Source organism: Actinopolyspora biskrensis, from assembly GCF_013408175.1.
Lineage (GTDB): Bacteria > Actinomycetota > Actinomycetes > Mycobacteriales > Pseudonocardiaceae > Actinopolyspora > Actinopolyspora biskrensis.
This window is the reverse complement of record NZ_JACBYW010000005.1, coordinates 410,118-430,367: the sequence shown is the minus strand read 5'-3', so window position 1 is coordinate 430,367 and position 20,250 is coordinate 410,118. Positions and strand designations below refer to the sequence as shown.

Genomic DNA, 20,250 nt, shown 5'->3' with positions numbered 1-20,250 from the left:
CGACGACCGGGAACTCCGCCCGGTGGGCACAGCGTCGCCGCCTCAACGCTACGCGGGCTCGTCCACCTCGGTTTCCGCGGAGTCCTTCGCCACCCTGCTCCAGCCGCCCACGGCGGGCTGCCGCCCGTCACCGGGCACGGCGGACAGCATCCGCGGTGCGCGGGTGAAGTAGGGGCGGAACAGCCTGAACAGCACGATCGCCGGGGCGTACAGCGGAACGACGGCCGAGAGCGTGGCAGCGGTGACTCCCGCGCGGAAGACGTCGGCGGGCAACAACCTGGGATACCTGTCCACGAACCGGCCGTTGGCCAAGGACATCACCCAGAGCACGAACACGAACCCGACCATGGCGAGCAGAGCGGTGACCACGGAGGACTGATAACCGAGGTACTGGGAGGAGAGCATCACCGCCACCCAACCGACCAGCGCCGGGGTCTGCCCGCGTTCCGTGGTGGCCGCCCAGAACAACCCGCCGAAAACGGCCAGCACGCTCCCGGCCTGTCCCCAGGCCCGCACGACCCGGTCGCTCCAGGAGACGTCCGGCAGCCCCGCGCGTTCGAGCAGACTCGTCCAGATCTCCAACGCGGAGGGAGCGGTTTCCGGGACCAGGAACTGCCCCCCTATCCACCACAGGGTCCACACCGAGACGACGAAGGCCGCCGCGTGCTGCCAGTACGGACGCCGCCCCGCCACACGACACAGCCTGAGAACCTCCCACCAATGTGCGCGCACGTGAAGCACCCCTCCGCCGATCGGGAATCGCTGTACCACGATGATCTTCACCGGAGGAACGCCCGCGGGTCCATTGCCCGATCAGCGGCGTGTTCCGAACACGTTCGGTGGCCGGCACGTTCCGGCCGCGGCGGAGCATCGGCTCACATGGCGGCGGCGACCCGGGGACATCCCTCCTCCGGCGTGCACACGGCGGGCAGGGAGCGGACCTCGCCGCCATCCACCAACCGGTTGCGTCGTTCGGGACCGGACACCAGCAACCGATCGGCCGAGTCACCGGTCATCCGCAGCCGGTCCACCGCGTCCGGTGCGACTCCCGGATCGAAGCGCGCCCCGCCTCCGATCGTGGCGCCGCTCCCCGGATCCAGCGTGGTTACCCGCACGTCCCCGCCTCCGGAGCAGGAGACGCGGCGCAGGACTGCGAGCCCCGCCGAGGTCCACGCCACCCTCAGCGGAGCGCAGGAGACCCCGGGCACGTCGACCGGACGTGTCGTACCGCCCTCGACGCCGGCCAGCCGCAGTTCGGTGGTGCTCTCCGCTCCACGCCGCGCCACGGCCAGCGCGAGCCGCCCCGAAGCATCGACGGCCACGTCCCGCGCGATCAGCTCCGCGGGCAGCACGAGCCGTCGCACACCCCGTTCGGAGAGCACGAGCACGCGATTCCCACTGGCCACCGCTACCCGACCGTCGGACGCGGCCAGCGCGTCCACGGTGATCCCCCCGTCGAGTCGTTCCAGCGGACGAATCGTCCCCTCGGGGGTGGCGACCACGACTCCCCCCTCTTCGCGGGCCGCGTAGACCCGCTCGCGGTCGGTGACGATCTCGGTGACGGCACCGTCGAGCCTTCCGAGCCGCCGAAGCACCCGGTCCGATTCGATCGAGACCGAAGCCAGTACGCCATCACGCAACTGAGTGACATAGCTGTCCGGGGCGAGACCTACCGGGTCGGTGCCCGCCGTTTTCGTGCCGCTCGGAACCACCAGCACGAACAGCAGCACGGCCGTCGTCGCCACGGCAGCCCCGGTGGTGACGACCACCGACCGGAAAACCGACCGACGACGTCGCCGGGAAAGCAACCTCGCCAGCGAGTCCCGTTCCGGTTCGACGTCCTCGACGAGGGCGTGCAGCCCCGCGCGCAGCAGGAGCTCGTCCGAACTCTCATCGGGGGCGGTGTCTCGTTCCTTCACACACGCTCCCTCAGCAAACTCGACAACCGCGCGACTCCGCGCGAGCAGTAGGACTTCACCGCCCCCGGAGTCACCTTCATTATTTCCGCCGTGTAAGCCTCGCTGAAGTCGGCGTAGTAACGCAGCACCACGGCCTCGCGCTGACGACGGGGCAACCGGGCGAGCGCCTCGGCGAGAACGGTCCGGTCCACTCCTCGGACGCTCTCGTCGGGAGCCGGTTCACGCTGTACCAGCCGGTGCTGGTAGCGCTTGGAGACCTGCCGCCTGCGCAGCAGCGACCGTGCCCTGTTGAGCACGGTCTGCCTCAGGTAGGCCAACGCTTTCTCCCGATCGCGCAGGCGGGCCCTCGAATCGAACACGCGCGTGAACGCGTCCTGCACCACGTCCTCGGCCGCGGACCTGTCGTCGACGAGCAGCAGGGCCGTCCGCAACAGTTCGCGGTAGTGCTCGTGGTAAAGCTCTACGAGTTCGGCCGTCAGCTCATCCATGTCCGTCAGTCCGTCGTCCGACTACGCCGGGCGGGGCAGCAACGTCTCGACCGGCACACTCCGAAACGACACCGACGCGCCCCCGCTCCTCCGACGGCGGCACGTCACGGTCGGTCGCCCCGCGTCACAGCGCGTCGGCACGCCGACGAGTCGAACCGGCGACATCCCGGAATGGAACTGTGATCTTACCCGGTGCGGGAATAGACCAGGCGAATCACCGTTGTTCCCGGTGCTCGCCTGTCGTGGTGCCGGGCGGACACCCGCGACACCGCGAGCGAAGCAACTTCGACAACGCATGGTGAACCGTCGCACCGGGTACCCCGGCCCGTGGACACGCTCGTCTCCCTTGCGGGGAGGTCCGCCGTGTCCTCGTCCACGGACACCACCGATCACGTGCCGGAAAACGAAGCACTCGTTAGGAGGGAGGCGCCGGCTCCGGCGCCGAGCACCCATGAAGTTCGGTATATCCACGTTCGTCACCGACGAGGGAATAGACCCGGCCGAGCTGGGCGTCGCCGCCGAGCAGCGCGGTTTCGACGCGATGTTTCTGGCCGAGCACACGCACATCCCCAGCAGCAGGCAGACCCCCTACCCGGGCGGAACCGATCTGCCGCGGCACTACTACCGGACGCTGGATCCCTTCGTCGGTCTGACGGCGGCAGCCGTGGCCACCGACCACCTGCTCGTGGCAACGGGGATCGCGCTGATGATCCAGCGGGATCCGATCATCACCGCCAAGGAGGTCGCGAGCCTGGACCGCGTTTCGGGCGGAAGGGCGATCCTCGGCGTCGGCGCGGGCTGGAACCGCGAGGAGATGCGCAATCACGGCACCGATCCGGGACACCGCGGCGCCCTCATGGACGAGCGCATCAGGGCCATCCGGTCGCTGTGGACCGAGGAGGTCGCCGAGTTCCACGGCGACCACGTGGACATCGAGGCTTCGTACTGCTGGCCGAAGCCGGTTCAGCAGCCGCATCCACCGATTTACGTCGGCGGTGAGAGCGAGCGCTCGGTGGAGCGTGTCGCCGAGTACGGCGGTGGGTGGCTGCCGCGCGCCGGAACCGAGGACCTGGCCGGAAACATCGCGCGGGTGCGTGACCGGGCGGGGTGGCGTGTTCCGGTGTCCCTCTACGCGGCGGGCGACGACGCCTCCTCCGTCGAGGAGTACGCGCGTGCCGGAGTGGACCGCGTGCTGTTCTACCTGCCCACCGTCGACAGGGACTCGACGCTGCGTCACCTCGACCGGTTCGCCGAACTGGCCCGGAAGTCCCTCTGAAGCTCCGGGAAAGCAGCCGGCCCTCCGACTGCCCCCGCCGGGCGGGCCCCGCATCCGAACCGTCTCCGGCGGATACGGGGCTTTCCCGCACGCGGGGCTCCTCCGCGACGACGAACACGGCACCGGAACAGTTTTCGCCCCTCCGCGCAGGAAAAAGACATAGCACCACAATTCGCATCCGCCCGGCGCCGCGGCGTGCCTCACCCGGGAAACCCCCGAAATACCCCTGCCCCACGCGGAATGCCGCGCGCGAACACACGGCCGCACGTTAATTCTCCGATCCGCGCACGGTTGTGCCGCACACGACGTTTCGGCCACTCGAGGTTTCCTTTCGAACACGAAACGCTTCGGCACGAACCACCCGTCGGCTTCCGCTGAGCGGAAGCATTGTGGCTGAATTCGCATTCGTAACTGAGAGGCTGAATCGGCCGCATCCGAAGAGGGGAGTATGGAATGCGCACCCAGGTCGCGATCGTGGGAGCGGGACCGGCGGGCATGCTGCTGTCCCAGTTGCTGCACCTGCAGGGAATCGATTCCGTCGTGCTCGAGCGCCGCAGTCGCGAGTACGTGCAGCAACGAGTGCGGGCGGGGGTTCTCGAGCAGGGCACCGTCGACGTGCTGCGGGACGCCGACGTGGCCGAGCGCCTGGAGAAGCAGGGGCACCCGCATCACGGGGTGAACGTTCAGTTCGACGGGGAGCGCCTGCGCATCCCGCTCAGCGAGCTCACAGGTGGCCGTACCATCACCGTTTACGGCCAGCAGGAAGTGGTCAAGGACCTCGCGGACCGCAGGGAGAGGGACGGCGGCCGGGTCTACTACGAGGTCTCGGACGTCTCCGTCGACGGGATCGACACCGAGCAACCGGTCGTGCGTTTCACCTCCGACGGGAGCACGCGGGAACTGCGCTGCGACTACGTGGCCGGTTGCGACGGTTTCCACGGAGTGTGCCGGAATGCTGTTCCCGATTCGGTCCGCACCACCTATGAGCGAGTTTATCCGTTCGGCTGGCTCGGAATACTCGCCGAAGTGGCACCGTCCAGTGAGGAATTGATCTATTCGAACCATCCCAACGGGTTCGCCTTGCACAGTCTTCGTTCCTCCGAATTGAGCAGACTGTATCTGCAGTGCGATCCGCGGGACCCGATCGAGCAGTGGCCGGACGAACGAATCTGGGAAGAGCTGCAGACCAGGTTGGGCACACCGGACTGGAAACTGCGCGAGGGCCCCGTGATCGACAAGAACATCACGGCGCTACGCAGCTTCGTCACCGAACCGATGAGTTACGGCAGGCTGTTCCTGGCCGGGGATTCGGCGCACATCGTTCCGCCCACCGGAGCGAAGGGGCTCAATCTCGCCGTGGCCGATGTGGACCGGCTGGCACGCGCGCTCACCGACCGGTACCACAACGGCAGCACCACGGGGCTGGAGACCTATTCCCAGGAGTGCCTGCGCCGCGTGTGGCGGGTACAGCACTTCTCCTGGTGGATGACTTCGATGACGCACCGCTTCGACGGACCGGACTCCGCCTACGACCGGCGGTTGCAACGATCCCAGTTCGACTACCTGTGCTCCTCGGACGCGGCCGCCACGACCCTCGCCGAGAACTACGTGGGACTGGCCGCGGTCTGATCCGCTGTTTCCGGGGCCCGTCCTGCCGAGCGCGGTCACCGCGCACCGGGATCCGGCGCGCACAGCTGCCCGGCGGATCAGGAGGAGTTCGCCGAGTCCCGGTGTGCCCGTTCGACACCGCCCATCGGTACCGCCGCGGGTTCTCCCGTTGCGCTCCCGCGAGGAAGGCCCGACGTCGTGCGGGCCGCCACCCGGTGTCGGGCACCACCGGCCCCGGGACGTGGAGCTCCTCACGCGGTAACCGCGGAAAGCGAACGTGTGGTCTGCTCCGCGGTTACCGTTCCTCGGCGGGTTCCCGTTCGGGGGCCGTCGCCACTGCGGCGGGCCTTCCGCGTGGTCACGCGTCACCCGCACTTGGGACACTTCGGTGGGCCATCCCCTTGCGGGGGAATCGTCGGGCCACCACATTTCGGGCACATCGACGGCACTACTCCTGTTCCTGGTGCAGCACCTCCGAGCAGTCCTCGGCGGTAACCGCCTCAACCCAGAGGTCCAACCGGTCGTGCTCACAGGCGAACGAGAGGTAGATGCTGTCGCCGTACGAGGCCACCAGCTCGTCCTCGAACAGGTCCCGCTCGAGATGGCGGTCGTCACCGACCGTCCCCCATCCCGCACCGGCACCGAGCAGTTTCACCGGTTCGGCGGGCAGGTACACGCGCTTCATCCGATACAGCCATTCGGCCACGGCACGCGGGCTGGACAGCACGTGGTCCGGGACCCGACGCAGCCGGTCCGCGCGTGTGGACGGCACGTTCCCGCCACGCTGCTCGACATAGGCGTGCCAATGTTTGCCGAGCCGGTGCCACTGGTCGAAATCGTGCATCGGTGTCGCTCCCATTCGATCGCCGGCACACCACCTCCCCTCCACCGGAAGGCGCACTGGCGGCGGTCGGTCCCGAAAATCGGGTTCGACCCCCATTGAATCGATACAGCATCGTGGTTCACAACCGAACAACGGGTGCGTCCCCCGGCTTTCCCGCGGAGGTCGCCGCGCACTTCGCCCCGGGGCACGAGTTCACGGGAATCGGAACCGACCGCGGGAGCCGCGAAACCACTACGCCGATGGACTCGGCACTCCGGAACAGCACATTGATCAACTGTTCCACGATCTTCCCGGAGCGCCTACACCGGCCTTTTTTCTTTCGCGGAAGCTTTTCTCGCTGGACCATTCCCCGGGCAGCGACACTTCGGGAACGAATCAGGACCGAAATCGGGAAGACATTCACGAAGCGATGATTCGACCGCCCACTCCACACCGGGACCGGCGAGTACCGCACCCGAAGGCGGTACTGCTCACCCGGCATCGACATCGACGCTCACACGACAGCGGCCCCGCGCGCCCGTCCGAGCGGTCCGCGTCGCTCACAGCGCTCGAACGCGGGGATTCGTATGGCAAAAGTGTGGGGACGATCTCGGAGAGATCGCCCCCACACCTGCGCTGTCCTGCTGTTTCGGTGGGACGGGTGGGACTTGAACCCACGACAAGACGAATTATGAGTTCGCTGCTCTGACCTGCTGAGCTACCGCCCCTGGACCGATCGAACTGATCGTATCGGGTCCTGCCCGCTGCACGGCACCGGGGTCGCTTCCATGATACCGACCCCGAAAAAAGATCGACGCACCCGGCGGTGCGTCGATCTCGGGTACCGAATCCGGCGTGTCATCAGCGACCGACGAACATCGCGATGTCGAACGAACCGGTCAACTGGCCGATGATCACGACCGTCGCCAGCAGTGCTCCGACGCCGGCCACCGTCAGCAAAGCCAGCATGACCAGGTAGACCAACGCCTTCAGCGGTTTGGGCAGCTGGGTCACCGACGAGATGTCGGGCAACGAAAACTGCCGAGGGCTCCTGCCGATACCAGGTGCGGACATGATATCTCCCCCGTTCTCTGCGATCCCCTGTACTGTTCCGTCGCTCCGGGGACGAAGAGCGACGGAAGCCGCGTTGTGCATCAACGGCAACGAATCGATCGCGACTACGAGCTTACTCCAGGGGCGATCCCACCCCCGAAAGCGCGATCAAGCTGTGCGCTGCACAGATTTCCCGGACAACATTTCAACTACACCCGTAAGATCGTCAATGGACCACGGATCGTTACCCGAGACTGACCTTTCCGACACCAATACGGCCGATCGGGGGATAGTTGGGGTGTCGCGTGTCCGATACAGTGCTTCGTTCTCCCCGCCTCGAGCGGCCGATCACCGCCACGCGCACTTCGGACAGTACTTCCCGCACGCCGAACCCCGCGTCCCGTCCGCGAGGCAACAGCGGAACGGTTCCCGGACCCCACCACAGTGGACCGAATCGCCCTCGGGGCTCCAGGCGGACTCATCTCGCCCGATCGGTGGAACATCGACCGCCGGACGGCGCCGTGTCGCACTTCACGGCTCGGTGTCGCCCGCCGAGGCCGCGGCCGACGCGGCGACAACGGCCATCGGGGGACCACTCCCGAAAAGCAAAAAGCCCGGGTGCCTGACCCGGGCTTGAGCTCCTCCGGCTGGACTCGAACCAGCAACCTTTCGGTTAACTGAACCGGAGATGTCGATCAAAGGGTCCACCCGGGGAAATATCCCTTCTCACCTGGTCAAACCCTTGATCGAGCCTTGGAGCGTATCGGGACACTTCCGGACGTTTCGCACGGTTTCGTAGGGGGAAACGTAGGGGTCGATCATGACACGAGCACACCCGCAGCCCGCCGCTCCCACGGCCCAGTACTTCCACGAGCTCACCGTTGACTACTCCAGGACGGCCGCCGAATGCGGCAGGCAGGGTTTCCACGAGGAAGCCACGGCGTGGTGTAGGGCCGCCGAGCGCATGGCCTCCATGACCGACATCGGTCAAACTCTTACACCGCCCAACCGAGGAGCCATACAGTGGTAAACATCACCATTCTTACCCCGTTCGGGGGTAGTCATGAAACGCGGCCTCCTCAGTAGCGCCATCAGCCTCATCGCCGCCGGTGTATTAATCTCCGCAGGCTGTAGCTCCTCCTCGCCGGACCAGCAGTCCAAGTCCGCGACCAGCACGGCACCGATCGTGAAGACGTGGGGCGAGTACCCGCACGGCAAGCTCGACACCGCCCAGGCCCGCAGCAAGAACCCCGTCGGCCCCGACGGCACCCTGGCCCCCGGCAAACCCCATTCGGGCCCGAGCAAGCAGGGCACCCGGATGATGCGGCTGCACTGCCCGCACTGCGGCTACACCGTGCGCGCTACCGCGAAGTGGCTGGCCCACGGCAACCCCCGCTGCCCCGCCGGAGAAGAGTTGACCCTGTAAACGCCCATGCCACGTACGTTGGATTCTGAGATCATCGGAAATTTTGGGGAGGACAGTCCTGCACATACATCAAACCCCCGACCACGTCATGCCGGGGGTTTGATCTAAGTCACTCGAAGCAGTCAGCCCTGACGGCGTTGAGGAACGCCTGCCACTGCGCCGAGGCCGCTGTGAAGTGACCGGCCGTGCGATCTTTGCTGTCACGCACACCAACGATGTCCGAGGTCACCGCGACCTCGACACAGTTGCCGCCGTTTGCGCTACGCGAACTTGTCCGCCACGTCGCGCGCGACAAGTCTGCCATTGCCGCCCCTTTCAAAGTCTCGATCTCAGCCGAAGTTGATGGTACGTACCAAGGCTAGCGAGACCGGGCAGGGCAACCCATACGGCTAGGGAGTCCCGGGGGCCAGTTCACGCACCATGTCGATGGAGTCGCGCTGCGGTATCGCCGAGGAACGCAGCTCGTCGAACAGGTTCCGCAGCAGCGTCACGTCCGTGTTGTCCTCGATCACGTGCCCGCCCAGCGGCCCATCCATGTAGGCCACATCCGGGTCGGTTTGTTCCGCGAAGCTCAACACGACAAAGCCACAGGCCATCGATGCGTGAGCACCCGCGTCGTAGGGCACGACCTGGAACATCACGTTCGGCCGCTCGGCCAGGGCCAATAGGTGTTCCAGCTGCTCGCTCCACACCTTCCTGCCACCAACCTTGCGGTGCAGGGCCGCCTCGCTGACCACGGCACGAAGCTCCAGCGGAATATCCTTGTCCAGCAGTCGGCGCTGCCGTTCCATGCGCGCGGCCACCCGCTTCTCGACGTCCTCGGGGACGGTGATGTGGCCGCCGGAGGTGTGGATCGCTCGGGCGTAGTCCTCGGTTTGCAGCAAACCGGGGACGACCTCTTGTTCAAAGTTGCATACCAGCGAGGCGTCGCTTTCGAGCCCGACGAACGGCTTGAACCACTCCGGCAGGCGATAGGTCGACCACCAACTGCGCTTGGACCCTTCGCGACGCGCGTCCTCCAACGTCTCCCGCACCTCTTGCGGAGCGTCGTAGAGCTCCAGCAGGGCGGCCAGCTCCATCTTCTTCATGCTGGCCTGGCCTTTTTCCCAGTTGCGGATGGTCTGCGGCGACGCGCCCATGTGCTCGCCCACCCCGGCGAAGGTCAGCTTCGCGTTCTCCCGCAGCTCGGCGAGATGCGCGCCCAATCGTCGCCTGCGTGCTGTTGGTCCGAGTGCCATGAACCAACACTGTAGTTGACGAGGCTTATCAATATCGACTACCTAAAAAGACTAACCCAATGGGAGAACCAAATCTTGTATCAAAGATTTTGGTCGTCTACAGTGCTTGATCAATGAGTGCGGCAGCGGCTTGCACCGGGCGGGGACTCGCCCGGTCCGTGCTGGAAACGGTGAATCGCGACATGCTTGACCAAGACCCGTCTGAACAGGCACACCGTCTACTGGTTCACTCCCGAGGGGGAGTGGACACAGCACGCGACGCTGTCCCAGCCCCAGAGGAAGGCGGCCCGGTCGACACGCTCGGCGGGCACGCCCCCCCCCGAGGCTCCGCCGAACTCCGGTGACCGGATGCGGCACACCCAGCAGTTCTGCCCGGACTGCTTCGACGCCTACTTGAACCTGACCACCCCCACGCCACGATGGCGACGCACGGAATGATCCCGATGCCAGCTGTAGAAACTCACCACTACTGGTTGCCGGTCCCGGACAGAACCGGCTTCGCGTGGAAGCGCCACGCCTTCCGCAGCAGGCGGTGGGGCGGCCGCACCGCCGACACCTCGGTGTGCAACGTCCAGTGCCCCATGGCCCGGCCCAGCGAACTGGACTGGTTCCAGGACCCCACCAGCCAGGACTGCACCAGCATCCTGCTGGACGAGCAGACTCCCTGAGCCCGGCCGTTGCCGCTCCACGCTGGGCACCCACCGACCGACTCGTGAAAGGAGAGGACTCCATTGGCTCCCCCGTTCCCGCGTGAAGCGCGGTGCATCCGCGAGGCCCTGGATCGCACCGACCCGCAACGTCGCGCCGAGTTCGACCGCGACTTCCAGGAGGCATTGAAAAAGGTCGCCGAGGACTACGACACCGGACACATCGACACGGTGCTCGACGACTGGTGGGGCGCGGCCATCCTGGCCGAATACCCGCCCACCGAGCAGGAAGAGGAGATCAAAGCCCGCGCCGACCGAGGAGACTTCTCCGGGCTGATCCACATCGACGAGAACCGGAACTCGTGGCGCGAGGACGAACACGGCAACCTCTGGCGCACCGACGAGAACGGCGACCTGTGGCGGCAGAGCCCCGAAGGCAAGCGGGAAAAGATCCAGGCACGCACGAACACGAGCGAGGAGAGCTGATGGCTCGCTACTTCATCCGCTGGGTCGACGTCGCCGAAGACGCCTACTACAAGCTGCCACCCAAGCAGCAAAAAGCCGTCGACAAACGCATGGACCAGATCGCGGAAAACCCTCGGGACGGCAGCAACTACGACAAGACCACGGACCGGTGGACCACCACCGCCGACAACGGCACCATCATGATCGTGTTCGCGCTCCACAACGAGACACTGCGCATCACCATCTTGCGCCTGTTCTGACACCCCGGCTCCGGCTCCAGCGTATCCGAACCCGTCCACTCAGCCGAGCGGCCGTGAGCTGCCCCGATTCTCGCCCCCCTCCCCCCGACCGGTAGTCGACTCCCACTCGCGCCGGTCGGGCAGCCTTCCCCGACTCCCCTTCACGGAAAGACCTCAGAGAGCACTATATGTCCGGCCCCCAGCCACCCAGACCGAACGAGAACCTGTGCCCGAAGATCCTCCGCAGCAAGCAACGCTGTCGACTCCCCCGAGATCACAGCGGTTCGTGCCAGCCACGCAACGACAGCCCCAGCTGGCTCGCCATGCACGACCGTGGTTAGGTAGCGTCCTGTAGACCGTTGGTTGGAATTTCTGGTATTTTATCTTGCTCCCGCAGATCATTAAGCGCGGATTCAATCATAGCCTCGGCCGAAGAAGAATCGAACACGTAGTTGGCCACTGATTCAGCCGCAGTAGTGGGAATCCAGAGATCTCCGAGCTGTTCACGGACCAAGAAGTCGGCGATATCCGTGAACGGGACGCCAAAAGCGGACTCTGTCGCTGACGAAGCAACACGAGCGTTGGGGTGCCCCTTAACGAAGCGCTTTAAAGACTGTTCCATCAGCAGCAAGTCACCTGCTGTCGAGAGCACCGCGACGTCGATGACATCGACACCATAGTTTTCACAGTGTTTGAAGTGTTCCTTTAACCGGGCTGCGACGGAACTCGCACGTCCCACTTTAGTTATTCCGGTACTGAGACTGAGGACATATCCACCCCTGATTCCCTTCCACAGGTTCTCCGCATATCCCCGACCGCCGGATGAAGTCCACTCCGCGTGCGGGGAGTACAGATGCACCTGCGGATTGGCCGGATCCGGCTGATTCTCCGCCTTAGCTGCGGATTCATGGTTCTCAGCAGTACGCCGTTTGTGCCAGCGCTTTAACCGCTCGTTGCGCTCGGGGCTGCACACATGCCGCGTCCGATGAACTGGATGTGCCTTCGAGGGGATGACTTGGGTACAGACCCGGCAGGGTTCGCCACCGTGTGCGGGAGCATCAGTGAACGCCAACTCGGGGTACATGTCAGATTGCGGGTGCTTATCGGTCACATACATGTGATCGTCACCGCACATGACCATGTTACCCGGGTGATCGTGACTTCGATGCCTTACGAGACAGAATTTAGCCATGAGGACGAGTGAACCGGTTATCCGCGCCGTATCTCACCCGTCGCAAGCTGGCCGACTCTCGGTCACCCACCCGGCGCGCGGCCAACGACTTGGCCACCGACAACACCATCGCTCCAGCGCCACCCCCGACACGAGATGCCAGTCCACCGTCCACACGTTGACCACCTCGCCCCCCCCAGCAACGACAGCGCGGCGGCAGCGGCGGCACCGAAAGCGCGTTCGAGCAGGTCTTTCGAGAAATCCCGAGAGTACATAAAATTAATCCCCAAATAAGAATATATTATTCCACCCTTTTTGTGCTAAACAGTGCAACTTTCACGCCAAACAGATTTGGTGCTAATGGACCTTAGCAAAGCCTGTTTCAGTGATGTTGAATGCCTCAGGGGTCGATAGAGGAAACTTCATCGAACTCCGCTGGAAATCAAGAAACGAGAAAGGTTTGTTTTGGCGGCCAAAAAATTTTCCGGGGCAATTCTGGAAATAGCTTCACTGTTCATATCATCAGGTATTGCCGAAGCGGCCTCTCCTGCTGAAAAATCATCGCAAAAAACGACGGTCGCATCGTGCTCCGGATGTACAACTCAGAAGGGCAACTTAAAGACAAGAGTGTGACTCTTGGGACAAACGCAACAGTAACTTGCAGAATAAAAGCGGATAGGCCCCACTATTCAAGAGGAACTGGGGGCGTCATTTATAAAACACGCGTGAGCTGTCTTGGGGAGGTGCCAGCGGTTGATGTTCGCATAGACGGAGCTATCACCGGTTTTGGTTACTGGGAAGGCCCCGACGGCCCACCTCCCAGCGGACCCGCGTTACCTGATGCTGAATCACACCTGGTACAGACAATATCAACAACTGGAAAATCTAAACCATATTACACACCCGTGGAAAATGGCGCCAAATTACCCGCCAATCAATGGTTCGAGGAAAGCAGCACAGGCCAGATTGTCACCCCGGGACTCCGGTCTAATATTGGGTCTGTTGCCACTCAACGAGTGTTCGTGTACCCACGTTAGTTAAAATAGACCTCGTACATGCACATTAGCTAGCACGGAGGTCGTGACCATGCGGATACGCGTCGTGGACGAGCGAAAATCTTCTCAAGAAGATTACCATCCAGTTTTCTGGGCTTATCTCTGGTCACGACCTCCTATCCCGGAAGGCGTTGACCCAGACCGAATAGCTTGGTCAAACGATAGTTACGAGTTGACTGAATGTGACGTTCACCAAGCGATCGAATGGGTCCGTGACAACACTCCAAAAGATGGATTTTACACACTGTATCTCGCCTATGTGGAACCGGACAAAAAAATCACTCTAATTCAACTCGCTGGTGTAGACCCAACCAGCACTTAACTACGATTGCCTTATAAGCCGGTGAGGAAGTGCCACATCAGCCACGCGCCGAGTCCGACGACACCGGCCCGGCCGGGCCAAACCCACCATGCGGGTTTCCTGGCTCCGCGTCGCCGGTCGGGCTGGGTGACGTAGCGCCACATCTGCTCCGAGAGGGTGTCGCCGTGCCGGGTGTTGACCAGTGCGATACCTTCGACCACGAGGAAGTAGCCGATCCACCCGGCCCACAGCCATGCCCACATGTCGGGTGCTCCGTTGGGGTGGTGCCGCGTCGACGGCGGCGCGGCGGTCGTTGAGGCGCTCGCGCAGCTGGTCGCGTTCGGCACGCACGGCGGTGAGGTCGTCGAGCATCGTGGCCTCCCACGTTTCGGCCTGCTCCGGCCGGGCGACCTGCTCGTCCACGATGGTTTGAAGACCTGCGATTTTGCCGCGCTCCACCGCCAGGCGGGACTGCTCGGTTTCGAGCTGTTTGCCCAGCTCGGCGTTCTCGGCGCGAAGCTTGCGCAGCTCGCGCACCGCGATGTCGAGGTCACGCTGAAGCGAGCTCTCCTCAGCCACCGAGCACCTGCCCGCGCACGGTCACGCTCAGTTGCGCGGTGGCCTCATCGATGCCGTCGGCGACGGCCTCGGCCACGGCGGCCTTCAACTCGTCCACGTCGAGCTGGTGCCGACGGGCCACGGCCTCGGCGAGCTGGTCCAGCTGGGCCTTGCGGCGGGCAGCCCGGTTACGGGCGTGGACCGCTTTCAGGTGGTTGTGGCGACTGAAGTCGACCACGGTGAAGTGGGCTTCGCTGCCGTCCACCCAGCTTTCGTGCCCGGGGAACTCGCCCGTTTTGGGACTGCCGGTGAAGTGGTACTTGATTTTGTGGAGTTTGAAGTCCTGGTCGGGGGTCATGCCGGTTCCTTCGGTCAGCATGGGCACGCGCCACGAGGGACGCGTCGCCGTAGCGGGTGCGTTCGTCAGTGATGTCGGAGTTGGTCAGCGACGTGGCTGCGACAGCCACGTGCACCAGCCCCAGACGCGCTGGCGGACACCCCCGTCCACCACACGGTTCGTGTGTCCGGCACGAGCAGCCATGCTCAGGGCGTTGATCTCGGAGGAACGGTTGGCGCTGCTGCGTCACCTCGACGCCGACGAGCAGCAACGCCCCCACAATCGCGACCTGCCGGATCTGTGCCGGTTCATGCTCGGCACGGGCACGCGCATCAGCGAAGCGCTCCCACGGATTGGGCGTCGGTGAACCTGGACAGCTCGCCTGCCACGGTCGTCACCGGGCCGAACATCGTGCGTGTCCCATGCAGCGGGCTGACGCGGAGTTCCGGCAAGACTCCGCATTCCCACCGGCCGGTGCCGCTGCCGGATTTCCTGGCGGTGGTGTTGCAGGCACGGCGGATTCAGGTGAGCAACCTCACGATTCCCGTGTTTCCGGCGCTGCGTAGAGTACGACGGAACGTGGGATGGCGCGATCCCACCAATGTGGGCAACGCTCTCCGGGAAGTCCTCGACAACGGTGGCTTCGATTGGGTTACGTCACACGTTTTCCGGAAGACGGCCGCCACGGTCTGGGACGAGTCGGGGTTGTCGGCCCGGAAGGTCGCCGACCTGTTCGGCCATGATCGGGTGTCGATCACCCAGGACGTGTATTTCGGACGGTCCCGTATGGCCCACCCCACGACAGCGGCGCTGCTGGACAAGGCCATGTTCGTCGACGATGACGAAGACGTTTCGTAGGGGAAACCGTAGGGGAAACGTAGGGGTTGACTTGCTCAAACAAAAAGCCCGGGTGCCTGACCCGGGCTTGAGCTCCTCCGGCTGGACTCGAACCAGCAACCTTTCGGTTAACAGCCGAATGCTCTGCCATTGAGCTACGGAGGAATGTTCCGTTCTCCCCAGCGCCTCGCGCTGACAACATCTACTGTAGCGCACTCCGCGACCGCCTCGAACACCCCCCTCCCCATTCGGGAAACCACCTGGTCAGAGCCTGCAACGGAGGCCGGTGACCCGGCTTTCCCGGCGATCCGGGCGGGAGAACCCCGGACGGGGACTCGCCGCGGGCTCCGGCACCTCGGGCGGACACCTGCTACTCGCACCACGCCACGGCGAACACCCGACGAAACGGGAACCACGTGGAACCGTCCGCCTCCTCCGGGTACGCGCTCCGCAGCATCGGAGCCAGTTCCTCCAGGAAGCGTCCCCAGCTCCGGTCGTCCAGCAAGGCACGAGCGGGACGCAACGCGGTTCCCCGCAGCCAGTTCAGCACCGGATCGCGACCGTGCAACCGATGCACGTAGGTGCTCTCCCACGCGTCGATCAGCACGTTCGGCCCGGAGAGGGCCCGAGCGTACTCCAGCGGAGTGGCGACCCGGTCCGGCGCCCGGAGCGCGTCCCCCAGCTCCTCGTCCCACTCCGCCCGCGAGGCCAGCTCGTAAACGGCCCGGTGGGCGGGCGCGTGGAAGTTGCCGGGCAGCTGCATCCCGAACACCGCACCGGCAGGCAGCGCATCCAGCCACCCGCGAACCAGTTCGACGTGATCGGGAACCCAATGCAGCACCGCGTTGCAGAACACCACGGCGGTGTCCGCCCCGGGGGTCCAGTCCCGCACGTCCCGCACGTACGCGGGCACTCCGGCCTCCACAGCCGCGCGCACCATCTCCGGGGAGGAGTCCAGTGCCTCAAGGCGCGCCGCGGGCCACCGCCGCGTCAGCAGCGGAGTGAGATCGCCTGCGCCGCACCCCAGGTCAACCACGTTTCCGACCGCGGACGGGTTCATCCTGGCCAGCAAGTCCCGGGCGGGACGCTCCCGGTGCTCGGAAAAAGCGAGGTAGGTTTCCGGATCCCACACGGCGGACCACTCCCCGAAACGACGAGAAACAACGAACAGTACAGCTGTACTGTATTCGTGGACTCCGCCGTCCGAAAGAGCGCTTCCGGATCACCCGGCGCCGTGCTCGTCCTGCTCCAACCGCCGGGCGACCTCACGGGCGTACTCGGCCAACGCTTCCTCTTCGGCGTCCCGGTCGGGCCGAACCTGCAGCACCGTGCCGTCGAGCCCGGGGACCTTGCGCCGCACGAAACGGGCGCCACCCACCGACAGCTCGCGGTACTGGGTGGATTTGATCGAACCGGTCACCCGTGCGTGCACCACATCGGGCAACCTTCCGGACTCGTGCAACCGGAAACGGCGTCGCGGCAGGTCACGCAGCAACACCGCCCCGCCGACCCTGCGGTACTCCCCCGCCTCGGTCAGCGCCAGCACCCCGTCACGCCAGACGGCCCTGTTCAACAGGTGCCAACCGATCCTGCGCGGCCCGGAACTCTCGGGCACCCACAGACCGCGGTCCGTGGCGACCAGCGCCCCCTCCGCGGACACGGCCGAGGCAAGTACCCGCTCCTCCGACTCCAACGCACCGTCGAACCCCTCCGGCAACGCGACGCCGCCGCCGAACCGCGCGAGCACGCGCTTGAGCCAGGAGATCATGCCACACCTTCCACAGCCTGTTGCAGCAGCGACTTGTGGTAGTGCTCCAGCGCGACCAGATCACCGAACAGCGCGTGGTACTCCTCGGGGTCCTCGATCGGCGAGAGCCGCTGCACCCGCGACTTGATGTCGTCGATCTGACGCGCGACCAGCCGCTCACGCACCCTGGCGAGCACACCACTGACGTAGCGGTGGTCCTGCTCGGACCTGGTGTCCGGCGTCTCGACCGCCAGCCGCGACAACAACCGGGTGCTCGTCTCGTCGGGGCACTGCGCGCGGACGGCGTCCACCAGCGCGGCACCCGAAAGGCCCGCCTGCGTACCACCGGCCTTCAGCAGGGCCTCGTGCAGCGCCCTGTAAGCCTGCTCGGTGAAAGCTTCCTCGGGCAGGGAGTCGTAGACCGGCCCGGCCAGCCCCGGCGCCTGCAGAGCCGTCTTCAGCGCCTCCCGCTGGGACCAGCGGGGGTCGTCCCTGGACGGACGCCCCGGGAGCGCGTCCTGCTCCGCGGAGTTGTTCCGCTGCTCCGCCGCGCGCCGGTCGCGTTTCCGCCGCGGGCCGTCCTCGACCGGTTCCCCGGCCGACTCCTGCACCCGCCGAACAACCTGGTTCTCGTCGTTCCAGCCGCTCCAGTGGGCGAGCTGCACGGCGTAGCCGTCCCGGCTCGCGTGGTCCTTGATCCGCGCGACCAGCGGTACCGTCCGGCGCAGGGCGGCAACCCTTCCGTCCACCGAGTCGAGATCGTAACCGTCCAGCAGGCTCCGGACGGCGAACTCGAACAGCGGACGCCGCCGGGCCACCAGATCGCGGACGGCGCCGTCCCCCTTCCGCTGCCTCAGCTCACAGGGGTCGCTGCCGTCCGGGGTGATGGCCACGTAGGTCTGCGCGGCGAACTGCTGCTCCCCGTCGAAGGCCTTCAGCGCGGCGTTCTGCCCGGCCTCGTCCCCGTCGAAGGTGTAGATGACCTCACCCCTGAAGGTGTCGTCGTCCATCATCAGCCTGCGCAGCACCCCGAGGTGCTCGTCACCGAAGGCGGTCCCGCAGGAGGCGACGGCGGTGGGGACGCCGGCGAGGTGCATCGCCATCACGTCGGTGTAGCCCTCGACCACCACGGCCTGGTGACGCTTGGCGATCTCGCGCTTGGCCAGATCGACGCCGAACAGCACCTGGGACTTGTTGAAGATCGGCGTCGCGGGGGTGTTGACGTACTTCGCCTCGATCGGGTCCTCGTCGAAGACGCGACGGGCGCCGAAACCGACCACATCGCCCCCGAGGTCCTTGAGCGGCCACAGCAGCCGCCGGTGGAACCGGTCGATCGGGCCGCGCCTGCCTTCCCGCGACAGCCCCGCCTTGTAGAGCTCCTCCAGCTCGAATCCCTTGTTGAGCAGATGCTTGGTCAGCCGATCCCATCCGCTGGGCGCGAAACCGCATCCGAACTTCGTCGCGGCCGACTCGTCGAAACCACGCGCCGTCAGGAACTCCCTCGCCTGCCGTGCCTCGTTGGAGCGCAGCTGTTCGGCGTAGAACTCGGCCGCGAGCCGGTTCGCCTCGACCAACCTGCTCCTGGTTCCCGGCTCACGGCTGTTCGTGGGCTCCCCGCCCTCGTAGCGCAGCCGCACACCGCTCTGATCCGCCAGCCGCTCCACGGACTCGACGAAGCCGAGGTGCTCGGTCTTCATCAGGAAGGCGATGACGTCCCCGCCCTCGCCGCAGCCGAAGCAGTGGAAAGTCCCGTGGTTGGGGCGCACGTTCAACGAAGGGGTCTTCTCGTCGTGGAAGGGGCACAGTCCCTTCAGAGCCCCGCCACCGGCGCGACGCAACGCGACGTACTCACCGACCACGTCGTCGATCCGGTTGCGTTCGCGGACTTCGGCGATGTCGCTTTCCCGGATTCGTCCCGCCACGCGGCCAGTCTAGATGGCCCGCCCCCGCCGACCGAGCACACGGTCCCGGTGATTTCCCACTCGCTCCCCGAGAACCTTCCGGTGAGGCGACGGCCGTGCCGACGTCCCCTCTCCGGGGAGGGCTCCTGCGGACGAGCGGACGCGAAAACCACCCGACCGAGGCACTCAACCGGGCACAATGGGGTTATTCGGGCACAATCGCGGTGTGCGATCCGCGGAAGAGGTTCTCGCTACGGAATTCGACGGCCGGCGTACGCGGCTGACCGGGTTGGCCTACCGACTCACCGGAAGCATCGCGGACTCCGAGGACGTGGTGCGGGAGACCTGGCTGCGGCTGTCCGGACTCGACCGGGCCGAACGTGCCGGGATCGACGACCTCGGATCCTGGTTGAACAGGACCGCGGGAGCACTGGCCGTCGAACGGGCCCGCACCGCCTCCGTCCGCAGGAAGCACTACGTCGGCCCCTGGCTTCCCGAACCCATCGTGCTCGAGCACGGCTGCCGGGACGGCGCCGACCCCTTCGAGGTCGTGGCACGCGCCGAGGACGTGCGCATGGCCGCGCTTCGACTGGTCCAGCAGCTCGGCCCGGAACGCCGAACGGCGCTGGTGCTGCACGACGTGTTCGGGACCGACTTCGACGAGATCGCCGGAATACTCGGCTGCTCCGCGGACGCGGCGCGGCGCAACGCGGCCCGCGCCAGACGCACCGTCCAACAGGCCGACCCTCCCAGGCGGGTACCCGCTCCACAGCAGCACGAGGTGATCCAGGCGCTGATCGCGGCGCTCTCGGCCGAGGACCAGTGGGCCGTCGCCCGCGCACTGCACCCGCGCGCCGGCGTGTACGGCGACAGCGACGGCAAGGCACGTACCGCGCTGCGCCCGGTCAGCGGCAGGGAGCGAGTGGCGCGCTTCCTGCTCGGCCTGATGCGCAAGTACGCGCCCTCCACCCTGACGAACACGCGCCCGGTTCTCGTCAACGGCGACCCGGGGCTGCTGCTGCCGGGCTCCCCGGAGGGCACTCCTTCCGAACGCGCCGTGGCGCGGCGCGTGGTGGGCTTCGCGGTACGGGACGGACGTGCTGCCGAGATTCACGACATCGTCAATCCCGACAAGCTCCGGCGCGTACCGCTCTGAGAACT

The 20,250-nt window shown here is 65.7% G+C and carries 24 protein-coding genes and 2 tRNA genes; 11 read left to right on the top strand and 15 right to left on the bottom strand.

Annotated elements, in window-relative coordinates; translation table 11 throughout:
- Positions 1-48 precede the first annotated feature (48 nt).
- The 3 genes from FHR84_RS15360 to FHR84_RS15350 form a co-directional block, all read right to left on the bottom strand.
- Entirely contained in the window at positions 49-693 is a 645-nt protein-coding gene (locus tag FHR84_RS15360) for a hypothetical protein (RefSeq protein ID WP_218862916.1), read from the bottom strand.
- A gap of 182 nt (positions 694-875) precedes the next feature.
- A complete protein-coding gene (locus FHR84_RS15355) occupies positions 876-1,919 on the bottom strand; it encodes an NHL repeat-containing protein (RefSeq protein WP_179536189.1) in 1,044 nt (347 codons plus the stop codon).
- Complete coding sequence (locus FHR84_RS15350; RefSeq protein WP_179536188.1) at positions 1,916-2,407, bottom strand: SigE family RNA polymerase sigma factor; 492 nt, start codon at positions 2,405-2,407, stop codon at positions 1,916-1,918. Before FHR84_RS15350 ends, FHR84_RS15355 begins: the two co-directional genes overlap by 4 nt.
- A gap of 451 nt (positions 2,408-2,858) precedes the next feature.
- Here FHR84_RS15350 and FHR84_RS15345 point away from each other — a divergent pair, with 451 nt between their 5' ends.
- Entirely contained in the window at positions 2,859-3,683 is an 825-nt protein-coding gene (locus tag FHR84_RS15345) for an LLM class F420-dependent oxidoreductase (RefSeq protein WP_179536187.1), read from the top strand.
- Positions 3,684-4,136: 453 nt separating this feature from the next.
- Complete coding sequence (gene pobA / locus FHR84_RS15340) at positions 4,137-5,312, top strand: 4-hydroxybenzoate 3-monooxygenase (RefSeq protein WP_179536186.1); 1,176 nt, start codon at positions 4,137-4,139, stop codon at positions 5,310-5,312.
- A 427-nt stretch (positions 5,313-5,739) separates the two neighbouring features.
- On the opposite strand, the gene FHR84_RS15335 is transcribed toward pobA, so the two are convergent.
- From FHR84_RS15335 to FHR84_RS15325, 3 genes are all read right to left on the bottom strand, one after another.
- Complete coding sequence (locus FHR84_RS15335; RefSeq protein ID WP_246300587.1) at positions 5,740-6,135, bottom strand: hypothetical protein; 396 nt, start codon at positions 6,133-6,135, stop codon at positions 5,740-5,742.
- A gap of 632 nt (positions 6,136-6,767) precedes the next feature.
- Positions 6,768-6,842 (bottom strand) — tRNA-Ile (locus tag FHR84_RS15330).
- A 133-nt stretch (positions 6,843-6,975) separates the two neighbouring features.
- Complete coding sequence (locus FHR84_RS15325; RefSeq protein ID WP_179536184.1) at positions 6,976-7,188, bottom strand: hypothetical protein; 213 nt, start codon at positions 7,186-7,188, stop codon at positions 6,976-6,978.
- Between the two features lie 799 nt (positions 7,189-7,987).
- On the opposite strand from FHR84_RS15325, the gene FHR84_RS15320 reads away from it, so the two are divergent.
- Positions 7,988-8,197 (top strand): hypothetical protein, encoded by a 210-nt coding sequence (locus FHR84_RS15320; RefSeq protein WP_179536183.1) that lies wholly within the window; start codon positions 7,988-7,990, stop codon positions 8,195-8,197.
- A gap of 33 nt (positions 8,198-8,230) precedes the next feature.
- Complete coding sequence (locus FHR84_RS15315) at positions 8,231-8,593, top strand: hypothetical protein (RefSeq protein WP_179536182.1); 363 nt, start codon at positions 8,231-8,233, stop codon at positions 8,591-8,593.
- Positions 8,594-8,702: 109 nt separating this feature from the next.
- Here the strand turns inward: FHR84_RS15315 and FHR84_RS15310 are convergent, their stop codons facing one another.
- Both FHR84_RS15310 and FHR84_RS15305 read right to left on the bottom strand, forming a co-directional pair.
- The gene (locus FHR84_RS15310; protein WP_179536181.1) at positions 8,703-8,897 is read right to left on the bottom strand and encodes a DUF397 domain-containing protein; all 195 of its coding nucleotides are present in this window, start codon (positions 8,895-8,897) and stop codon (positions 8,703-8,705) included.
- Between the two features lie 85 nt (positions 8,898-8,982).
- Complete coding sequence (locus FHR84_RS15305; RefSeq protein WP_179536180.1) at positions 8,983-9,831, bottom strand: helix-turn-helix domain-containing protein; 849 nt, start codon at positions 9,829-9,831, stop codon at positions 8,983-8,985.
- A gap of 186 nt (positions 9,832-10,017) precedes the next feature.
- On the opposite strand from FHR84_RS15305, the gene FHR84_RS15300 reads away from it, so the two are divergent.
- The 4 genes from FHR84_RS15300 to FHR84_RS15285 all read left to right on the top strand — a co-directional run bounded on the left by FHR84_RS15300 (position 10,018) and on the right by FHR84_RS15285 (position 11,203).
- Positions 10,018-10,269, top strand: a complete 252-nt coding sequence (locus tag FHR84_RS15300; RefSeq protein ID WP_246300586.1) for a hypothetical protein — start codon at positions 10,018-10,020, stop codon at positions 10,267-10,269.
- Positions 10,270-10,274: 5 nt separating this feature from the next.
- Positions 10,275-10,499, top strand: a complete 225-nt coding sequence (locus tag FHR84_RS15295; protein WP_179536179.1) for a hypothetical protein — start codon at positions 10,275-10,277, stop codon at positions 10,497-10,499.
- 63 nt (positions 10,500-10,562) lie between these two features.
- A complete protein-coding gene (locus tag FHR84_RS15290; RefSeq protein WP_179536178.1) occupies positions 10,563-10,964 on the top strand; it encodes a DUF6247 family protein in 402 nt (133 codons plus the stop codon).
- Entirely contained in the window at positions 10,964-11,203 is a 240-nt protein-coding gene (locus FHR84_RS15285) for a type II toxin-antitoxin system RelE family toxin (RefSeq protein ID WP_179536177.1), read from the top strand. The genes FHR84_RS15290 and FHR84_RS15285 overlap by 1 nt, the downstream gene beginning before the upstream one ends.
- 316 nt (positions 11,204-11,519) lie before the next feature.
- Here FHR84_RS15285 and FHR84_RS15280 read toward each other — a convergent pair whose 3' ends face one another.
- From FHR84_RS15280 to FHR84_RS15270, 3 genes are all read right to left on the bottom strand, one after another.
- Positions 11,520-12,299 (bottom strand): hypothetical protein, encoded by a 780-nt coding sequence (locus FHR84_RS15280; RefSeq protein WP_218862915.1) that lies wholly within the window; start codon positions 12,297-12,299, stop codon positions 11,520-11,522.
- A gap of 1,442 nt (positions 12,300-13,741) precedes the next feature.
- Complete coding sequence (locus FHR84_RS15275) at positions 13,742-13,972, bottom strand: hypothetical protein (protein ID WP_179536175.1); 231 nt, start codon at positions 13,970-13,972, stop codon at positions 13,742-13,744.
- Between the two features lie 308 nt (positions 13,973-14,280).
- Positions 14,281-14,625 carry a hypothetical protein gene (locus FHR84_RS15270; protein ID WP_179536174.1) on the bottom strand — a complete coding sequence of 115 codons (345 nt, stop codon included), beginning with the start codon at positions 14,623-14,625 and terminating at the stop codon, positions 14,281-14,283.
- Between FHR84_RS15270 and FHR84_RS15265 the strand changes: the two genes are divergently transcribed.
- Both FHR84_RS15265 and FHR84_RS15260 read left to right on the top strand, forming a co-directional pair.
- Complete coding sequence (locus FHR84_RS15265) at positions 14,624-14,971, top strand: hypothetical protein (protein WP_179536173.1); 348 nt, start codon at positions 14,624-14,626, stop codon at positions 14,969-14,971. The genes FHR84_RS15270 and FHR84_RS15265 overlap by 2 nt on opposite strands.
- A complete protein-coding gene (locus tag FHR84_RS15260) occupies positions 14,968-15,462 on the top strand; it encodes a tyrosine-type recombinase/integrase (RefSeq protein ID WP_179536172.1) in 495 nt (164 codons plus the stop codon). Before FHR84_RS15265 ends, FHR84_RS15260 begins: the two co-directional genes overlap by 4 nt.
- A 72-nt stretch (positions 15,463-15,534) precedes the next feature.
- On the opposite strand, the gene FHR84_RS15255 is transcribed toward FHR84_RS15260, so the two are convergent.
- The 4 genes from FHR84_RS15255 to dnaG all read right to left on the bottom strand — a co-directional run bounded on the left by FHR84_RS15255 (position 15,535) and on the right by dnaG (position 19,110).
- Positions 15,535-15,606: transfer RNA gene (locus tag FHR84_RS15255), tRNA-Asn, on the bottom strand.
- A gap of 205 nt (positions 15,607-15,811) precedes the next feature.
- Positions 15,812-16,573 carry a trans-aconitate 2-methyltransferase gene (locus tag FHR84_RS15250; protein WP_179536171.1) on the bottom strand — a complete coding sequence of 254 codons (762 nt, stop codon included), beginning with the start codon at positions 16,571-16,573 and terminating at the stop codon, positions 15,812-15,814.
- Positions 16,574-16,663: 90 nt separating this feature from the next.
- Positions 16,664-17,209 carry a hypothetical protein gene (locus tag FHR84_RS15245; protein WP_179536170.1) on the bottom strand — a complete coding sequence of 182 codons (546 nt, stop codon included), beginning with the start codon at positions 17,207-17,209 and terminating at the stop codon, positions 16,664-16,666.
- Complete coding sequence (gene dnaG, locus FHR84_RS22505; protein WP_179536169.1) at positions 17,206-19,110, bottom strand: DNA primase; 1,905 nt, start codon at positions 19,108-19,110, stop codon at positions 17,206-17,208. Before dnaG ends, FHR84_RS15245 begins: the two co-directional genes overlap by 4 nt.
- Positions 19,111-19,315: 205 nt before the next feature.
- Here dnaG and sigJ point away from each other — a divergent pair, with 205 nt between their 5' ends.
- Positions 19,316-20,245, top strand: a complete 930-nt coding sequence (gene sigJ, locus FHR84_RS15235; protein WP_343075296.1) for an RNA polymerase sigma factor SigJ — start codon at positions 19,316-19,318, stop codon at positions 20,243-20,245.
- Positions 20,246-20,250: the final 5 nt, after the last annotated feature.